Raw genomic sequence first — 16,062 nt, forward strand, 5'->3', positions numbered from 1 at the left:
GGCGCTGCGCGCTACACTGAGAAAGATCTTCTCCTTCTCTTCTCCGTGTTCTCTGTGGTGATAATAATCTCTTAATCTCTTAATCACTTGAATGGGCTTAACCCTAAACTATTTCACCACCGAGAGCACAGAGGCGCTTCGCGCTGCACTGAGAAAGATCTTCTCCCTCTCTTCTCCGTGTTCTCTGTGGTGATAAAATTACTTTCGTTGTTTATTTAAAAACAAATCTACCACCGAGGGCACAGAGGCGCTGCGCGCTACACTGAGAAGTTATTAATAACGCCAGCAAGCTGTGTGTCTACAAGTAATAATTACTTCTCCTTCTCTTCTTTGTATCCTCTGTGGTAATAAAATCACTTTCATCGTTTATTTAAAAACAAATCTACCACCGAGAGCACAGAGGCGCTGCGCGCTGCACTGAGAAGTTATTAACGCCAGCAAGCTGTGCGTCTACAAGTAACTATTGCTTCTCTTTCTCTTCTTTGTGTTCTCTGTGGTGATAATAATCTCTTAATCACTTTGTGCATTTAGCCCAAACCATTTTTACCACCGAGGGCACAGAGGCGCTGCGCGCTGCACTGAGAAAGATCTTCTCCTTCTCTTCTCCGTGTTCTCTGTGGTGATAATAATCTCTTAATCACTTTATGCGTTTAACCCAAAACAATTTTACCACCGAGAGCACAGAGGCGCTGCGCGCTGCACTGAGAAAGATCTTCTCTTTCTCTTCTCTGTGTTCTCTGTGGTGATAATAATCTCTTAATCACTTTATGCGTTTAGCCCAAAACAATTTGACCACCGAGAGCACAGAGAGCACAGAGACGCTTCGCGCTACACTGAGAAAGATCTTCTCCTTCTCTTCTCCGTGTTCTCTGTGGTGATAACAATCTCTTAATCACTTGAATGGGCTTAACCCTAAACTATTTCACCACCGAGAGCACAGAGGCGCTGCGCGCTACACTGAGAAGTTATTAACGCCAGCAAGCTGTGCGTCTACAAGTAACTATTGCTTCTCTTTCTCTTCTTTGTGTTCTCTGTGGTGATAATAATCTCTTAATCACTTTATGCGTTTAACCCAAAACAATTTGACCACCGAGAGCACAGAGGCGCCGCGCGCTACACCGATAAGCTTTTAATAACGCGTCTACGGGTTAAATTTTTAGCGCTAGTTCATCTAACATATCACTTAACTGTGAACGCCAATGTATTGTTTGCACGCCACTCAACTGTTCTGCTTGCGCTTTATTTAACACGCTAAACGCGGGGCGCTTTGCCGGTGTAGGGTAGCTAGTTGCCGGTATAGGGCGTATTGTTATTGCTTTACTTAACAGCCCCTTTTCTATAGCAAGCTCTTGTATTGCTACAGCAAAGTCAAACCATGATGCTACACCTGCATCAGTCCAATTTAAAATTGTTGTTTTATTGCTATTTAGTGTTGAATTTATACCGCTTTTTTGATTTTGTTGAGTAGCTAATGCCCATATCATCTTAGCAAGCCCTGCAGCCCATGTAGGCGTTCCTATTTGGTCTGCCACTATACCTAAATGCTCTTTTTGTTGCATTAAATTCAACATGCTTTTGACAAAATTATTCCCAAAAACAGAGTACACCCACGCAGTGCGCACAATTATAGCTTGGCTGCCTAATACATTGTTTATTGCTTGCTCGCCCGCTAACTTCGATGCACCGTACACACTTAATGGGTTGGTTATGTCGTTTGCTTCGTAGGGGGTGGTTTTTGTTCCATCAAACACAAAATCGGTTGAAACATGAATCAACTTAGCACCAATTGTTTTACACACAGTAGCTAAATTAGCAGCGCCCTGCTCGTTTACAGCATAGGCTTGCTCGGTTTCGGTTTCGGCTTTGTCTACCGCAGTATAGGCTGCTGCGTTAATCACCACATCAGGTGAGTGTGTAATTAACACCTCGTTTAACGCAGCCATATTGGTTATATCTAATTCTTTACTGCTAAATAATTCTAGCTCTACATTCGTAGGGCACAGCTTAGCCAGTTCATTACCCAACTGGCCATTTTTACCTGTTACTAATACTTTCATGTTTTACTAACTTTACTTATAAAAATGTGGGGGCATTATTAAATGCGAGGCCGGCTTCATCTTTTGCTGAAAGCAGAGGCGCTTTACCATTTACTAATGGCCAATCTATCTTAAGCGTTGGATCGTCCCACTTAATTGATACCTCTGCATTTGGGTTGTATACATCGGTACACTTATATACAAATTCAGCGCTTTTACTGGTTACATAAAAGCCGTGAGCAAACCCCTCTGGCACCCAAAGCTGACGTTTATTTTCGGCAGACAGCATTACCCCTACCCATTGCCCATAAGTAGGCGAGCTTTTACGCATATCTACCGCTACGTCAAACACTTCACCTTGGGTAACACGCACTAATTTACCTTGGGTATTTTGTGTTTGGTAGTGTAAGCCACGCAGTATGCCATGCGCCGATTTACTGTGGTTTTCTTGAACAAAGGTGCGCTTGCCACAATGCGCATTAAAAAGCGATGTGCGAAAGGTTTCCATAAAAAAGCCGCGCTCGTCACCAAACACTTGTGGCTCTATTATTTTTACATCTGGTATTTCGGTTTCAATAAATTTCATTTTAATACCTATTAAAATACAGTTTGCTCTAACAGCCCTAGTAAGTACTTACCATAGCCCGACTTTTTAAGCGGCTTTGCTAACTTTTTAAGCTGCTCTGCATTTATGTAACCCATACGGTAGGCTATTTCTTCTGGGCAGTTAATTTTTAAACCTTGGCGTTTTTCTATTGCGCGAATAAAATTAGCTGCATCAAGTAGGTCATCTAATGTGCCGGTATCAAGCCATGCAGTACCTCGGCCCATTATTTCAACATTTAACTCTTTGTTTGCTAAATATTGATCAATCACATCGGTAATCTCAAGTTCACCACGCTCTGATGGCTTTACATTTTTAGCAAACTCAACCACTCGGTTGTCAAAAAAGTATAAACCTGGCACTGCATAATTTGATTTAGGCTTGGTTGGCTTTTCCTCTATTGATATTGCTTTGCCGTTTGTATCAAACTCAACCACACCATAAGAGTCTGGATTAGCTACATGGTAGCCAAATACAGTAGCGCCATTCTCACACTTTGTTGCATTTTGCAACGATACCGATAAGTCGTGACCATAGAATAAGTTGTCGCCTAATACCAATGCTGCACTTCGGCCCTGTAAAAAATCCTCGGCTAATAAAAATGCCTGCGCTAGGCCATCGGGGCTCGGTTGCTCTACGTATTCAAAACTAATTCCCCATGCGCTGCCATCGCCTAATAGCTCTTTAAAGCGAGGTAGCTCAGTTGGAGTGGCAATAATTAAAATTTCGGTTATGCCAGCAACCATTAATGTGGATACAGGGTAAAAAATCATTGGCTTATCGTAAACAGGCATTAACTGTTTGCTTACCACTTTTGTAAGTGGGTACAAACGGGTGCCAGAGCCTCCCGCTAAAATTATACCTTTGCGAGTCGATTCTTGTTTTGGAGCAGTTACTATGTTCATTATGTATCCGATTTATTTTTTCACTTTGTATTTAAGTTTTTGTTAAGCCTACTCCCTTTTAGCTTAACGTTATCTGAGCTCTTTTACTGTTGCTAAAATAATTTTGCCAATACCAAAAAGCATAAGCTGTAACACAGCAAACAGTAAAATATTGTATAGCGTTTTAGGGTATTGATTATCTTGCGGTAGGGTTGGTGCCTCTACCACTATTAAATATTTTAACTGGCGGTAAGCCTCTATACGGGCTTTATCAAGCGACACTTCTGATGCTGTATAACCTTTTATAGCCAGTTCTAGCTCTATTTTTAAATCCGAAAATTGCGCTAGCACTTCACTTACAGCAGTATCGTTTGTATTTACAGGTTTAGCTGTTGCTGAATTACTACCTGTGCCTTGCTGTTGCGAGAGCCTTTCTCGCTCAAGCTCTAACTGAATTTTTAATGCGCTGAGCTCTGCCTCTAACATAACTACTTGAGGTGCTTTTTCGGTCATGGTTGAGCGCAGCCCTTTTAATTGAGCGCTTTTAGTCGCTATTTCGCTTTCTAACCCATACGTAATTTGCTGCAACGCTGCGCCTTCTGCCTCAGGGTCTAGTAAGTTGTTTTTTTGCTGAAAGGCTAAAATTTTACTTTGTGCGTTACGTAGGCGCTGCTCTACTTTAGTATGTTCTGTTTTTATAAATTTAAGCTGCGCATCTGCCAATTGGTGACCTATAGAGTTTATGTACCACTCTGCGCGGTTTACTATGGTTTGCGTTAATTGCTTTGCAAACTCTGGTGTAAACCCCTGAACAAGTATTTTTATAACCCCAGAGTTTTCATCGATTTCAATTGTAGTGTGATCTTGATAATACTTGAGTAAATCTTCAATACTAGCATTAGCACTTAAGCGTGAAAAAATATCGCCCCCTTCATAATAATGCTGCTTTATATTACTGTGAGCTTGTAAATAGTTAAGCATATCTTCAGAGTGAATATAGGCTTTGGCTATTTCTGTATCAGCAGTCGAGCTTGAGCTCACCCCTAAGCCACTGAGTATCGCCATTGATGGGTCCATCGTCGCCATACCATCTGGCTGCTGAATAATAAGCTGTGCTCTGCTTTCGTACCTTGGTGCCGCCCACACAAGCTGATAAAAAGCAAATAACACAAATGGTAATATTAAGAGCAAAAACCATGGCTGAGTGTATGTTTTAAAGCGTGGTTTTTTGCTTAGCTCTGCATAAAAACTGTGTGCTTTTAGAATATGTTTATTTTTATTTAAATTGCCGGCAACATTTTTTTCTGTAGATGAGCTTGTTTGCGTTTGCTTTGCTTTGCCCGCTATTTTTGTTGATAAGCGCTCAAGTTCTTTATTTATTTGCTCGCTTTGGGGTTTTAAGTTACGGGCACGCTGCATAATTCGACGAGCTAAATATATGTCGTTCGGCTCGACTTGTTTGGCAAGGCCAATTAATTCTTCGCCATCATCCCAAATAGCCTTATCGGTTTTTAAACCAATATCTTGAAAACGTTGCTCTATTTTATCTACCGCTTGTTGACTCATAGTTATAATGCCTGGTAATGAGCAATTCCTTGCTCTAAATCGTTGTAAAAAGTAAGTTCGCCTTTATGGAGCACAATTGCACTGTCGCAAAAGTGGCGCAGTTCGTCCATCTCGTGGCTAACCATAATAACATTGGCGCTTTTACTTTTTTGAGTAAGCGCTTGGCGCGTTTTGTTTCTAAAATTAGCATCCCCAACAGAAGTGACTTCGTCGATTAAGTAAACATCAAAATCTATACCTATTGAGCATGCAAATGCTAGCCGAGGCTTCATACCACTTGAGTACGTATTTACAGGTAGGTCAAATTTAGGGCCTAATTCAGCAAAGTGCCGCACCCTGCGAACATATAGGTCTAAATCGGCTACACCGTTGATCATGCCTATAAAGCGGGCATTTTCGGCGCCACTCATTTGCGGGTGTATTCCCGTGGCCAATGCTACCGGCCACGAAAGGTGTAAATCGGTGATAATTTCGCCTTTATTGGGGTATTCACTGCCTGCTAACATTTTAAATAAAGTTGATTTACCCGCACCGTTTGAGCCTAAAATAGCAATGTTGTGCCCACTGGGTATTTCAAAGGTTACATTTTTAAAAATGTACTGGTTACCTAGTGTTGAGGGATAATATTTAGTTACGTTGTTTAGCTTAATCATTATTTAGCCTTGTATCCGTCATCGGCTAATTGCCTGTTTCCACGACACGTGATATGTCGCTAATGCAAAAAACAGTAAAACTAGCGCTGATGAAAACAAGTAGAATTCGCTAACGCCATCGGTAGGGTATGTTTTGTATGCTGCATGACGTGAAAGCTCTATTGCGTGCAAAATAGGATTCCAATCAAGGTAGGGCCAATACTCCTTAGGTATATCCTGCATCGAAAAAAACACACCAGATATAAAAAATAAGGGCCTAGATATTACGGTTTTCAATTTACCCAGCTCAGGTACATAGCACTGCCCAATAGCAAATAATAATCCCACCGAAAAGCCAATGATCCATAATCCTAAAATGTTAAGCATTAAATAAAGCGGATCGTTAACCTCAAAATCCATCCCTAAAAAATACATGATCACAAATATTAATAAAAACACAGCTAATTTAACCAAAAAATAAAAGCTACCTACCGCTATTGCACTGCTAATAGGCTGCACTTGCCTAAAGGCAAATAACGCTTTATTTTTTTGTAGGGAGTTAGATACATTCATAAACGAATCTAAAAACAGTTGCACAAGTAGCATGCCATACATCATAAACTCGAAGGTAGGTATGCCATGGCTTAAACCCCCATCCATTCGGCCACGAATATACGATAGCATAAATATAAAGCTGAGCGGCTGAAAAACCGCCCAGGCTAATCCCAGCCTATCATTAAAGCCTGTGCGTATTTCGCGTACAAACAGGGCAAATATAACATCGCGCCATATTGCCCAATTATTGCGTTTAATTACTGCAGTCATTATTTAGGTAGCTACGTTTGCTGCTATAGCAATTTGGTAAATAATTTGCGTAATATCTTTAACCGATTGCATTAGCTTAGTATCTACTTTAGGGAGCACTAAAATTTGGTCGCCCGCTTTTAGTGGTCCTGTGGCATCAAGGTCTATCATGCCATTAGGGTGAATTACCATTATTTGTTCATAGTTGGCTCGCTCGCTGTAGCCACCGGCCCACGCAACATAATCTTTAATTGTAGCTTGCTCGTTATAAACTAATGACTGTGGCATTAGTACCTCACCACTTACATGTACTAAATCGGTTTTTGCAGGTATATGAATAATATCCCCTTGCTCTAAGCGAACATTAGCCACTTTGCCACCATCAGAAATAACAACTTTACCTAATGGCACAGCTTTACGCGCTCGCTCGGTAAATTCCAATATCATTCGGCCTTCTTCAGCTCTTATTTTTGCTTCACCGTCTGATGATGCTGGCGCCGTAAATATACTACGTTCTAGCCTATCGAGAGATTGCTCAATCATTTCTTTTTGTTTAGCAGCCACACTTTTACGCTGAATATAAATCGACTGATAATCTGCAAGCTCGTTGTTAATTTCTATATTTGCAAGCAAATCGTGTAAGCGAGTGTCTTTTTTAACGGCATAGTACGAAGGCCCTAAATAACTACCTGTGAGTTGTATATCAAGTACTTGAGCACGTATATCGTCATTAAAGATTAAACGATCACCATCTTTTAAAGTAAACGTTTTAAATTCACCATAGGGTAAGTACACCGAAAAGGGGCCATCAACCCTATCACCTACAATACCTACATGGCTTACTTTGCTCAAAGGAAGCGCAAAGTTAGCGAGTTGGGCACCGGTTGCTTGGGAATTTTTAAATTCGAACCTAAATGGGGCGCGTACACTTCCCGATACTACAACTGTTGCTTTTTGACGCTCGACCAATATTACATCGTTATCTTTAAAGTTAAATTTAGGCAAATAACCTTTTAAGATAAAATCGTATAAATCTATGTCTTGGATTACTTTATTGTCTCGTAGTACTTTTATGCTGCGGTAACTACCACGCTCTGAATCTATACCGCCTGCTCGCTTAAGGTAATATAATATGCTGTCTGATGCGATACCGGCATATTGCCCTGGGCGTGCAACACTGCCGCTTATGTATACACTTACCGGCGTTGCGGTAAGTAAATTTACGTATATTTCGACACTTTTTTTGTAAACCTGCTTAATTTTGTTGGTAACGTAACTATTAAGCTGACTCGCTTTTACATCGGCAACATGCACCGGGCCAATATTAGTTATGAATAAATTACCTTGGTTATCGACCGTGATAACTTCAGACTGGTTAATTGCACCCCATAACCATATTGATACTTTATCGCCCGGGGCTATTGTATAGTCATCATTTAATCCGTCTTGACGCTCACTTTCGTAACCGCCTGCAAATAAATTTGCGCCATAGGGGGGGGGCAAACCAGCCTCAGCTGAAGGTAACAGCTGCGAAGCAGACATTTCGCCTGGTAATAATGTGCCTGAGCGGTTTGCTTTGTTATAAGTGCCATTTTCAAGTGATGCATTTGAAGCATTTGCTTGTGCAGCCCCTGCTTGCTCTAACTGGTTAAGCGATACCGCTTGTGCTGCACTTGCCTGACTACTAAGCATTGCAATAGTTGCAAAAATTATTACCGTGCTTATGAGTCGATGACTGTAGTTTAATATGTTCATATTATTTAAACTCCAAAGCTTATGTGGCTATTTTTGTTATCGCTTACTTGAGGAGTAACTGACCATTGGTTTGAAGTTTGGTCTTTACATACTGTTCTGCGCTCTTTTTTAACTTTATTATTTTCGTTGCTTAAATAAAGTGCACGGCACTCCAATCCTAGAGCCGATGTGTATTTTTTTCCTAACGAAAATAGCACGCCTTTATAAATACTGGCATAGCCTTGAGGACGGGTTTGTAATGCCTCATTAAGTGCCGGCGGAAGTGTTAGGTTAGTTGGTTGTGATTGTATCGGCTTGTCAATTAAAGCAACAGATGCCTTAATAACTGGAGGTGACGAAGCACAGCCAAGCATAAAAACGATTGGTGAAAACAATATGATTAAACTATTTTTTTTCATATTAAAATTTTAATCCTTTGGGGGGGGGAACTAGAACCTAGTAACTTTAATTTTGACTTAAAATAACTTTATAACGTAGTACTAATAAGTAATACGACAGAGTTATTTATAGAATCCGTTCTTGAACTAAGCATATCTTAGCTACGATACCAACAAAGCCAATTATACTTATATTAGCCGTCTATATCCAGCACCTAACAATTCTAATCTAGTGACGAACAGGTACTCATTTTGAAAAATCAGCCTGAACATAATATTAACAATAACAATTTAAATTATGCTTTTTACTTTTACATTCAAAATAACAATACTATAAGACTAACCTTAAGTTTTCACTCAATAAATTTGCTACACGTTCGGCATTATAACGCTGCACTGATTCACGTGTATTATTAGCTAAACTAAAATAATCTGACTCACTCATTTGTAATATCGCAATGATTTGTTCTGCTATTTGGTGTGCATTTTCTTTCTCAAACAGCAGACCATTAACACCATTTACAACAACCTCATTAACAGGAGTGATATTGGATGCAAGTACAGGTGTACCACATGCTAACGATTCTACAGCCACTAAGCCAAAACTTTCACGGTGGGTAGGAAATATAAACGCATTCATTTCATTGTATTTTTCGATAAGCTGAAGAGGCTCTAATGCACCATAGTAAGTAACGACTGAGGTAAGATTTAGTTGTTCGATTTTACTTTTAAGTAATTCGACTTCAGCACCAGTGCCATACATTTTTAACTGAAATTGCTTTAGTAACTCAGGCTGATTAGATTTAATTAAAGCAACTGCTTCTAATAGCTCTGGCCACCCTTTTCCCTCATCAATACGTGAAACGTAGCCTAAAATAAAGCGATCTTTACTTCGCTCTTTTAATGGTTTAAAAGCATTAAAGTCAACACCTCCTGAAGGAGACACTATAACTTTATGCTCACTGTACCAAGGATACAAATTAAGGAGTGTACTTTTAAAAAATGCAGAAGGAACCACAACAGCTGCACTATGCCTTAAAATTAATGATGTGCCTACTCCCATTACTTTATGTATTAGAGAAGTGCCAACTAAGTCATCTCCGTGTATATTTACTACATATTTTGGCTTTCGAATCATTAAATAAGGCAGTAAGCAAATAGTTGAATAAGTTAGATAATGAAAATATATAAAGTCGTAGTCTCTCTTGCCTATAGCGTACAAACCTTTAAGTAAAAAACGTACATAACTTAAGAGTTTTTTGATTCCGTGTGTACGACGGTCTATTACCACTTTACTTGTTATTTGATAACCCTGATCTTTGAGTTGCTGATAATTTTTAGCTACAAAGCTGCCAAATGATGGATCGCGCTCTGAAGGAAATAGGTTAGAAATAAAACAAATTTTATTCACATTAGTCCTCTTTAAGACGCTTTAAACGCTTTTGAGCTAAATAAGGGAATGTTGAAGCTAGCCATGCTTTTAATATTTTTGTTGATATGGCGGGTGTGAAGTACTTTAACACTGTCGTGAAAGTTGTTTTTTTTCCATCGCTGTAATGAACCATAAAACCGTAACACCTTTTGTTACTTTTTGACATAAGGTGTCCGTAACGTTCAAAGTACTGTTTAAAGCCCACAGAGCGCTTATTCAGACTATCTGTTATTCGAGGTTTATCATGGGCTGTATGAATAACATAAGATGCTTTTGCTATTCGTTTGGCTGGACCATACTGTATGATCATCCTAGTCCATAGCTCCCAATCCTGTGAAGATACAATGGATTCATCAAACATACCAACATCAATGAGGCGCTCCCTATACGTAAGCACTTGATTTGATGCGTGGTTAAAGTTTAGCTGAGTATTTAAATCGATAATAAGATCGGTATTTTGTAGCTGTTTTCTAACATTACCGTAGTCCCAGTTATAACCGCTACATACAAAAGCATATTGCTCATCAAACCCTGCAACAAGTTCCTCTATTCTCGTAGGCAAAAATTCATCGTCATCATCAAGCCCTGTTGCAAACAGCCCATTTGAATTTTTAATAGCGTAGTTTCTTGCTTTACAAGCCCCTTCATTTTTATCGAAAAGATGATGCTTTATATTTGTATATGTTTGACTAAGCTCTTTTAAGTATTCTTGAGTACCGTCTGTAGAACCATTATCTACAATAAAGATTTCTATGTTTGGGTAAGTTTGATTTTGGAGCGATTTAACGGCTCTTTTTAATAACTCTAGTCGGTTGTAAGTTGGTACCCAAACAGACACCAAGGGCATATTATTTTTCAAATTTACTTTCCTTCTTATTATCAACCCACAGTAGTGATAGGAAGCACCCTAAAACAATACCTAATGTTCCAGACATCCAGATATGACCACTTAATTGCGCTAAAAAAAACAAAATGAAGAGCCCTACAAACACACTAGGGCTATACTTAGAATTTGGGTTTACAAATTGACTTGCGGCTTTTAACAAGGTTAATACATAAAATCCCAAACACGTGGCGACCCCAGGAAGGCCAAACCACACTAAAGCGTCTATAAGATCTACCTCAGAAGTGTACTTTCTGGGAATGTATTGGGCAACACCAGAAGTACCAACCCCAACAAGTTGCTGCCAAAAATCAAGGCGGTCAATATATACCGTCAGCAGGTCACGTACGTATTCATCACGTCCTGACCATATTACTCCTAAAATGCCTTGCTCACTTAGTATATGTGCTAAACGGTCGTATAGCCCTATTGCTTGTAACAAGTCTGTTATCAAGAAAAAAATGGCTACAACTACTGCAATCATAGGTATAAAAATAATACATTTTAATTTCGTGATACTAAATATTTTCTCTCTTTCATTTGCTATTGGTATAAGAAAAATAAGCATTAGCGCTGCTAACATAGCCGTTTTGGTTGCAACTAATAACCCGCATAAGACAGTAAATAAAGAAAATATGAAATACCATTTAGGCTTTTCGTTCCAACACCAATGTAGTGCAAACGAAAATAAAACAACCATTGCGCCACCAAGTTCATTAGCAGCATAGATAAAACCATTTGACCCTGCTGTTTCACCATCTTGCAATGAATAGCTCGCTCGTCCAAACCCTAGAGCACCAATAAATAAGTTAAAGCATAAAATGATAAAGTTGCTTAGTAATATTTTTTCGAGCCAAAATATTGTAAACCTTCTCCATCTTGCTGCTAGCAAGCCAAAGTAAATAAAGATAGAGATAGGCATTAGCATTTTATAAACGTATGAGAAGTCAGCAACAAAAAAAGTAAAATTCGCTTTACTTAAAAGTTGCAATACCGGGCCTAAGAGCAACGTAGTTAATATACAACACAATGCTAAAAAGTACTTTGGTGCTAACGATAAAATAAGGATAAATACAAGCGCAGTTAAAGGTAGTTTATATAAAAGCGATATTTTTAAGTCTATACCCAGCTGAATTACAAAAAAGCCTGACGCTATGTCTGCAAGCAAATATAGACTCATCATGATTAAACACAATTTATGTAAAAAAGAAGGCTGGTTAATATCGCCAGCTGAATATTTTCCCATCAGATTAAATCCAACTGTTCACTGAGTAATATGCAATAAGTAGTTTGGCTTAACTTATTACTATTGTTGGATATTTTAAAATAGCCTCTACATAAAAATGCAACCAAGGAGGGTTGCATTCGACTCGGCGCAGATAAACGTATTTTACTGAGGCGCAGAAACCCCCTCCAATACGACTGAATCATCGCGTTCGCCACGTTACTTTTCTCTTGAGCGAAGTGTAAATATAAAAGCAATAATCAAGGAGAATAGTCCACCTAAAAATGTAATCCCTATGCATATTAAAGCTCGTGAAGGGCCTGATTTTTCTTCAGGATATATGACCTCAGATAAAGGCTTTAATAGATGATAATCTCCAACAGATGACAATAACTTTGTTCTTGTCTGATCAGCAATTAACTCATAGAAAATTGAACGTAGCTCACTCACATTAGTTTTAGCTGCCTGCTCCTTTAAATATTCGATAACCTCCTCTGCTTCGGTTGTATCTTTCACTCGCCAAAATTCATTAATATCTTCTATCAACCAATTAGTAAGTTTTACAGATAATTCGGGGGAGACAGTTGTTATTTTAAGCTCTATTAACCCTTTCTTTGTCAAGTCGGTAGCATTTATTTGACTTAATAACTTTTCATATCCTTCCCATGCAGTAGGAATCACGGATTTACCTGGCGGGGCTTTACGTGTCCAAACTTTATTTTTAGGGTCGTAAGTATCTAAATCAAATATTGGGGTTTTAGTGTCTTTATCCCATGACTCTAGAGCTAGGAGGTCGGGCATCAGGTTTCTTTTATTTATAAATGTTTGTAAAAAGCCACGGCTACCCATAAATTCTAAGGCGGCATCTACATCCGAACCTTGGGAGCCGCCAAGAGAGACACCAGCCAAACTAGCTAAACCGCCAAATTGACCAGCAAGATTTGCTAAGCCACCGCTGTCTGACTTGCTAACAGGCGATAAAAAAACTTGTGTTGTATAAGTGTTCGGTTGATTTATAGCAACAACCACAGATAAAATTGCCGATAGCACCGTTCCTATTATAATTAACCACTTATACTTAAGTAAGTGAGATAATGTGGTATCTATATCTTGCTCAATAGCTTCAACATTACGATCCATGATACTGCCTAATCAATCTAACCTATAAAAGGCCGCTAGTATACCAAACAGCATCTTCTATAGAAATGCTTTATAGATACTAGAACTATACAAATAAGAGTTTTCGAATAAGAATTGTTGCCTACTAAATTAATCCTTCATGTCAAAGTTAAATAAATAACACGTTAATACAAAAATAGCGGGCTGTAGATATCTCATCTAAATGTAAACCCAAATTTTGAAGGTTATAACTCTAAAGATAAACAAGTACTAAAAGCTTAGAAACTATGTGACTAGGTAAAGAGTATCAGCTAATATGGCGCTCTTTAATACACATTTGAGCCTAACTATTATTAAGGGAGCATTCTTTTTAACTAGCTTATGATTATTTTAAGCATACTTTTGTACGTTTTGTTAAGCGGGTTTTATCTGGACTGCGTATATTAGCCATTGTGATACATCTTTAAATTAGCCCCACTAAATATCTCTGTTTCGGGTTTTGTACGAAATATTGGCAGCCTTTTATAATGGCATACATACGGCGTATAACATTAAAGTTAGACGTTATTTTGAACTACTGACAACCAATAGAAAGATTAATATGTTAAAACAAAAAGTTACATTACTTATTTATGGTGAAGGCGGCCATAAGCAAGAAATGAAGTTACTGTATGAGAAAATTTCTAAATCGTCTTTGGTGTTCACGTCGATGGGACCTTCCGCTCTTGCCCCAGAAGTAATGCATTATAAATTAGGAGATGTGCGCCATAAACAAAATCGTTTTAAATCTATATTTATGGCGGTAATAGGTGCTTTACATTCTTGTATTTCCACTTTAAAGCTTTGTTACAAGTATGAAGTAGTTGGCCTTATATCAACCGGCCCAGGGATAGCAATTATACCTTCATTAATTTTAAGGCTATTTGGTAAAAAGGTTATATTTATAGAAACGTTTTGTCGTTTTTATTCTCGCTCGATAACTGGGCGCATTATGTCAAAACTAAGTAGTGAGTTTTGGGTTCAAAACAAAGAACAAGAAAAGCTTTATAAAAACTCTAAATTTTGTGGACGCCTATGAAAATTTTAGTAACAGTGGGTTCTTCGCCTTTTAAATCACTAGTTCGTGCGGTTGATCTGGTTGCAAAAAATCATACAAACCATGAATTTACATTTCAAATTAGCTCAAGTGCTTATAAACCAGAAAGTGGGTCGTATTTTACTTTTTCAAAGCAATTTTCTGATTACATTGATGATGCGGATGTTGTTATTACTCATGCTGGAGCTGGAACTGTGTTTGAATTACTAGAAAAAGAAAAAAAATGTATTGTGGTACCCAATTACGAACGTGTAGATAAACATCAAGCAGATTTAACGGCTTATCTTGAACATAACTCATTTGCTATTGTTTGTCACAAATTGAAACAAATAGACACCTGTATAAAACAGATAGACAGTTTTCAAGCAAAGCCATATATAAAAGAGCCTTTCTTTTTAACTGAAGATCTTATAAATATATTTAAATAGTTTTTACAGAACAGTTAAACACTAAATTTGACTTTAAATGGATACTGTAACTTTTCAATTATAAATACGTAAAAAGCTTTTTTAACCTAACTTTTTATCCAACGTCTAATAGCAACGGTAAATTTCCAAATGTTCATCATTACTTGATTATATACAACCAAGCAAAGAAGAAATCCATAAAACATAATGTAGTCAGGGATGTTATAAATTTGAGCTGTGATACCTACCCCAGCAAAAATGCTCGCAATAAAACAGATTACAGTCAGGGTTCTTTTCGGACCTAAACCAAGTCTTTGTAATATATGGTGAAGATGCTCTCGGTCTGGCTTGAAAGGCGACTGTCTTTTCTTTAGACGCCTAATTATAGTTGATACCGCATCCATTATGGGGATTCCTGCCAACCATAGAGCTGTTACAGGGCTAAATGCACTAAACTCACCAGACTGCGAACCTTCCAGTAATAACCAAACCACTGTAAAGCCAATTACAGTACTTCCTGCATCACCCATAAACACTTTAAAACGCTGACCTAAAGGAATGCCTAAATTCATTAAAATATAAGGAACAATAGTAAATACAATAGCTGTACAGAAAGCGGTCAACTCCTGTTGGTTATTTAAATAAAACAAAATACCTAAAGAACTAAAAGTTATAGTCGCAAGCGCTCCTAACAAACCGTCTATTCCATCCACCATATTAAAAGCATTAATTGCCCCAACTACGGCAATAATTGTCATCACATACCCGAAATGCGACAAATCAATGCTGTTACCACCAAAAATTGCACCTACATGATTTAATACTAACCCGCCAAAAGTCATCATAATAACAGAGATGATTATTTGTAAAAATAAACGTAACCTAAAGCTAATATCGTACATATCATCAAGCAGACCAACAAATAATAAAATGCCAGCGCAACCAAGGTACAACATTGATGATGAGATTGTATTTGGGAAAACAAGAAGGTATGAGAAAACGACGATAAATACAGCCAATCCGCCAATTAGCGGAACAGATCCGGCATGATGTTTTCGAGCATTTGGCTCATCAACTAAATTTATATAGATAGCAACTTTACGAAAAAAGAAGAGACTCAGAAAAGAGCATAAAAACAATCCTAGGTTATTAGCTATCACAGTTTTTTACCTTTTTAAATGTAAATCCCTTATCCATTTGTTCATCCTTGATGTGGAGCAGGCGTATTATAGTCGATCGCCA

15 protein-coding genes are annotated in these 16,062 nt (G+C 38.2%); 2 read left to right on the top strand and 13 right to left on the bottom strand.

The genetic code is table 11. The features are described 5' to 3' along the window. Positions 1-1,148: 1,148 nt before the first annotated feature. The 12 genes from rfbD to MTN96_RS08950 form a co-directional block, all read right to left on the bottom strand. Positions 1,149-2,057, bottom strand: coding sequence for a dTDP-4-dehydrorhamnose reductase (gene rfbD, locus MTN96_RS08895; RefSeq protein WP_248531267.1), 909 nt, complete (start codon positions 2,055-2,057; stop codon positions 1,149-1,151). Positions 2,058-2,073: 16 nt separating this feature from the next. After that, a complete protein-coding gene (gene rfbC, locus MTN96_RS08900; RefSeq protein WP_248531269.1) occupies positions 2,074-2,622 on the bottom strand; it encodes a dTDP-4-dehydrorhamnose 3,5-epimerase in 549 nt (182 codons plus the stop codon). Between the two features lie 11 nt (positions 2,623-2,633). Beyond that, the gene (gene rfbA, locus MTN96_RS08905) at positions 2,634-3,545 is read right to left on the bottom strand and encodes a glucose-1-phosphate thymidylyltransferase RfbA (protein ID WP_248531276.1); all 912 of its coding nucleotides are present in this window, start codon (positions 3,543-3,545) and stop codon (positions 2,634-2,636) included. Between the two features lie 69 nt (positions 3,546-3,614). Further along, positions 3,615-5,090: a lipopolysaccharide biosynthesis protein gene (locus MTN96_RS08910; protein WP_248531278.1), complete on the bottom strand. Its 1,476-nt coding sequence runs from the start codon at positions 5,088-5,090 to the stop codon at positions 3,615-3,617. Positions 5,091-5,092: 2 nt separating this feature from the next. Then, on the bottom strand, positions 5,093-5,743 hold the full coding sequence (locus MTN96_RS08915; RefSeq protein WP_248531279.1) for an ABC transporter ATP-binding protein: 651 nt from the start codon (positions 5,741-5,743) through the stop codon (positions 5,093-5,095). Positions 5,744-5,761: 18 nt separating this feature from the next. Further along, positions 5,762-6,547 (bottom strand): ABC transporter permease, encoded by a 786-nt coding sequence (locus MTN96_RS08920; RefSeq protein WP_248531281.1) that lies wholly within the window; start codon positions 6,545-6,547, stop codon positions 5,762-5,764. Between the two features lie 3 nt (positions 6,548-6,550). Further along, positions 6,551-8,281, bottom strand: coding sequence for a polysaccharide biosynthesis/export family protein (locus tag MTN96_RS08925; protein WP_248451575.1), 1,731 nt, complete (start codon positions 8,279-8,281; stop codon positions 6,551-6,553). Between the two features lie 5 nt (positions 8,282-8,286). Next, complete coding sequence (locus MTN96_RS08930) at positions 8,287-8,679, bottom strand: hypothetical protein (protein ID WP_248531283.1); 393 nt, start codon at positions 8,677-8,679, stop codon at positions 8,287-8,289. 310 nt (positions 8,680-8,989) lie between these two features. Next, positions 8,990-10,069, bottom strand: coding sequence for a glycosyltransferase family 4 protein (locus tag MTN96_RS08935; protein WP_248451578.1), 1,080 nt, complete (start codon positions 10,067-10,069; stop codon positions 8,990-8,992). A 1-nt stretch (position 10,070) separates the two neighbouring features. Next, complete coding sequence (locus MTN96_RS08940; protein WP_248451579.1) at positions 10,071-10,949, bottom strand: glycosyltransferase; 879 nt, start codon at positions 10,947-10,949, stop codon at positions 10,071-10,073. After that, positions 10,939-12,219 carry an O-antigen ligase family protein gene (locus tag MTN96_RS08945; RefSeq protein ID WP_248531285.1) on the bottom strand — a complete coding sequence of 427 codons (1,281 nt, stop codon included), beginning with the start codon at positions 12,217-12,219 and terminating at the stop codon, positions 10,939-10,941. Before MTN96_RS08945 ends, MTN96_RS08940 begins: the two co-directional genes overlap by 11 nt. 198 nt (positions 12,220-12,417) lie before the next feature. Then, a complete protein-coding gene (locus MTN96_RS08950; RefSeq protein WP_248451581.1) occupies positions 12,418-13,338 on the bottom strand; it encodes a Wzz/FepE/Etk N-terminal domain-containing protein in 921 nt (306 codons plus the stop codon). Between the two features lie 580 nt (positions 13,339-13,918). On the opposite strand from MTN96_RS08950, the gene pssD reads away from it, so the two are divergent. Together pssD and pssE are read left to right on the top strand one after the other, a co-directional pair. Continuing rightward, complete coding sequence (gene pssD, locus MTN96_RS08955) at positions 13,919-14,395, top strand: PssD/Cps14F family polysaccharide biosynthesis glycosyltransferase (protein ID WP_248451582.1); 477 nt, start codon at positions 13,919-13,921, stop codon at positions 14,393-14,395. Then, complete coding sequence (gene pssE / locus MTN96_RS08960) at positions 14,392-14,841, top strand: PssE/Cps14G family polysaccharide biosynthesis glycosyltransferase (protein WP_248451583.1); 450 nt, start codon at positions 14,392-14,394, stop codon at positions 14,839-14,841. Before pssD ends, pssE begins: the two co-directional genes overlap by 4 nt. Positions 14,842-14,927: 86 nt before the next feature. Here pssE and wecA read toward each other — a convergent pair whose 3' ends face one another. Then, positions 14,928-15,980, bottom strand: coding sequence for a UDP-N-acetylglucosamine--undecaprenyl-phosphate N-acetylglucosaminephosphotransferase (wecA, locus tag MTN96_RS08965; protein WP_308200587.1), 1,053 nt, complete (start codon positions 15,978-15,980; stop codon positions 14,928-14,930). Positions 15,981-16,062: the final 82 nt, after the last annotated feature.

It is taken from the genome of Pseudoalteromonas sp. 2CM28B (assembly GCF_023161935.1).

Excerpts from the sequence above, each read along its gene's own strand:
- rfbD (WP_248531267.1), bottom strand. The coding sequence starts at position 2,057 with ATGAAAGTATTAGTAACAGGTAAAAATGGCCAGTTGGGTAATGAACTG.
- rfbC (WP_248531269.1), bottom strand. The coding sequence starts at position 2,622 with ATGAAATTTATTGAAACCGAAATACCAGATGTAAAAATAATAGAGCCA.
- rfbA (WP_248531276.1), bottom strand. The coding sequence starts at position 3,545 with ATGAACATAGTAACTGCTCCAAAACAAGAATCGACTCGCAAAGGTATA.
- MTN96_RS08910 (WP_248531278.1), bottom strand. The coding sequence starts at position 5,090 with ATGAGTCAACAAGCGGTAGATAAAATAGAGCAACGTTTTCAAGATATT.
- MTN96_RS08915 (WP_248531279.1), bottom strand. The coding sequence starts at position 5,743 with ATGATTAAGCTAAACAACGTAACTAAATATTATCCCTCAACACTAGGT.
- MTN96_RS08920 (WP_248531281.1), bottom strand. The coding sequence starts at position 6,547 with ATGACTGCAGTAATTAAACGCAATAATTGGGCAATATGGCGCGATGTT.
- MTN96_RS08925 (WP_248451575.1), bottom strand. The coding sequence starts at position 8,281 with ATGAACATATTAAACTACAGTCATCGACTCATAAGCACGGTAATAATT.
- MTN96_RS08930 (WP_248531283.1), bottom strand. The coding sequence starts at position 8,679 with ATGAAAAAAAATAGTTTAATCATATTGTTTTCACCAATCGTTTTTATG.
- MTN96_RS08945 (WP_248531285.1), bottom strand. The coding sequence starts at position 12,219 with ATGGGAAAATATTCAGCTGGCGATATTAACCAGCCTTCTTTTTTACAT.
- MTN96_RS08950 (WP_248451581.1), bottom strand. The coding sequence starts at position 13,338 with ATGGATCGTAATGTTGAAGCTATTGAGCAAGATATAGATACCACATTA.
- pssD (WP_248451582.1), top strand. The coding sequence starts at position 13,919 with ATGTTAAAACAAAAAGTTACATTACTTATTTATGGTGAAGGCGGCCAT.
- pssE (WP_248451583.1), top strand. The coding sequence starts at position 14,392 with ATGAAAATTTTAGTAACAGTGGGTTCTTCGCCTTTTAAATCACTAGTT.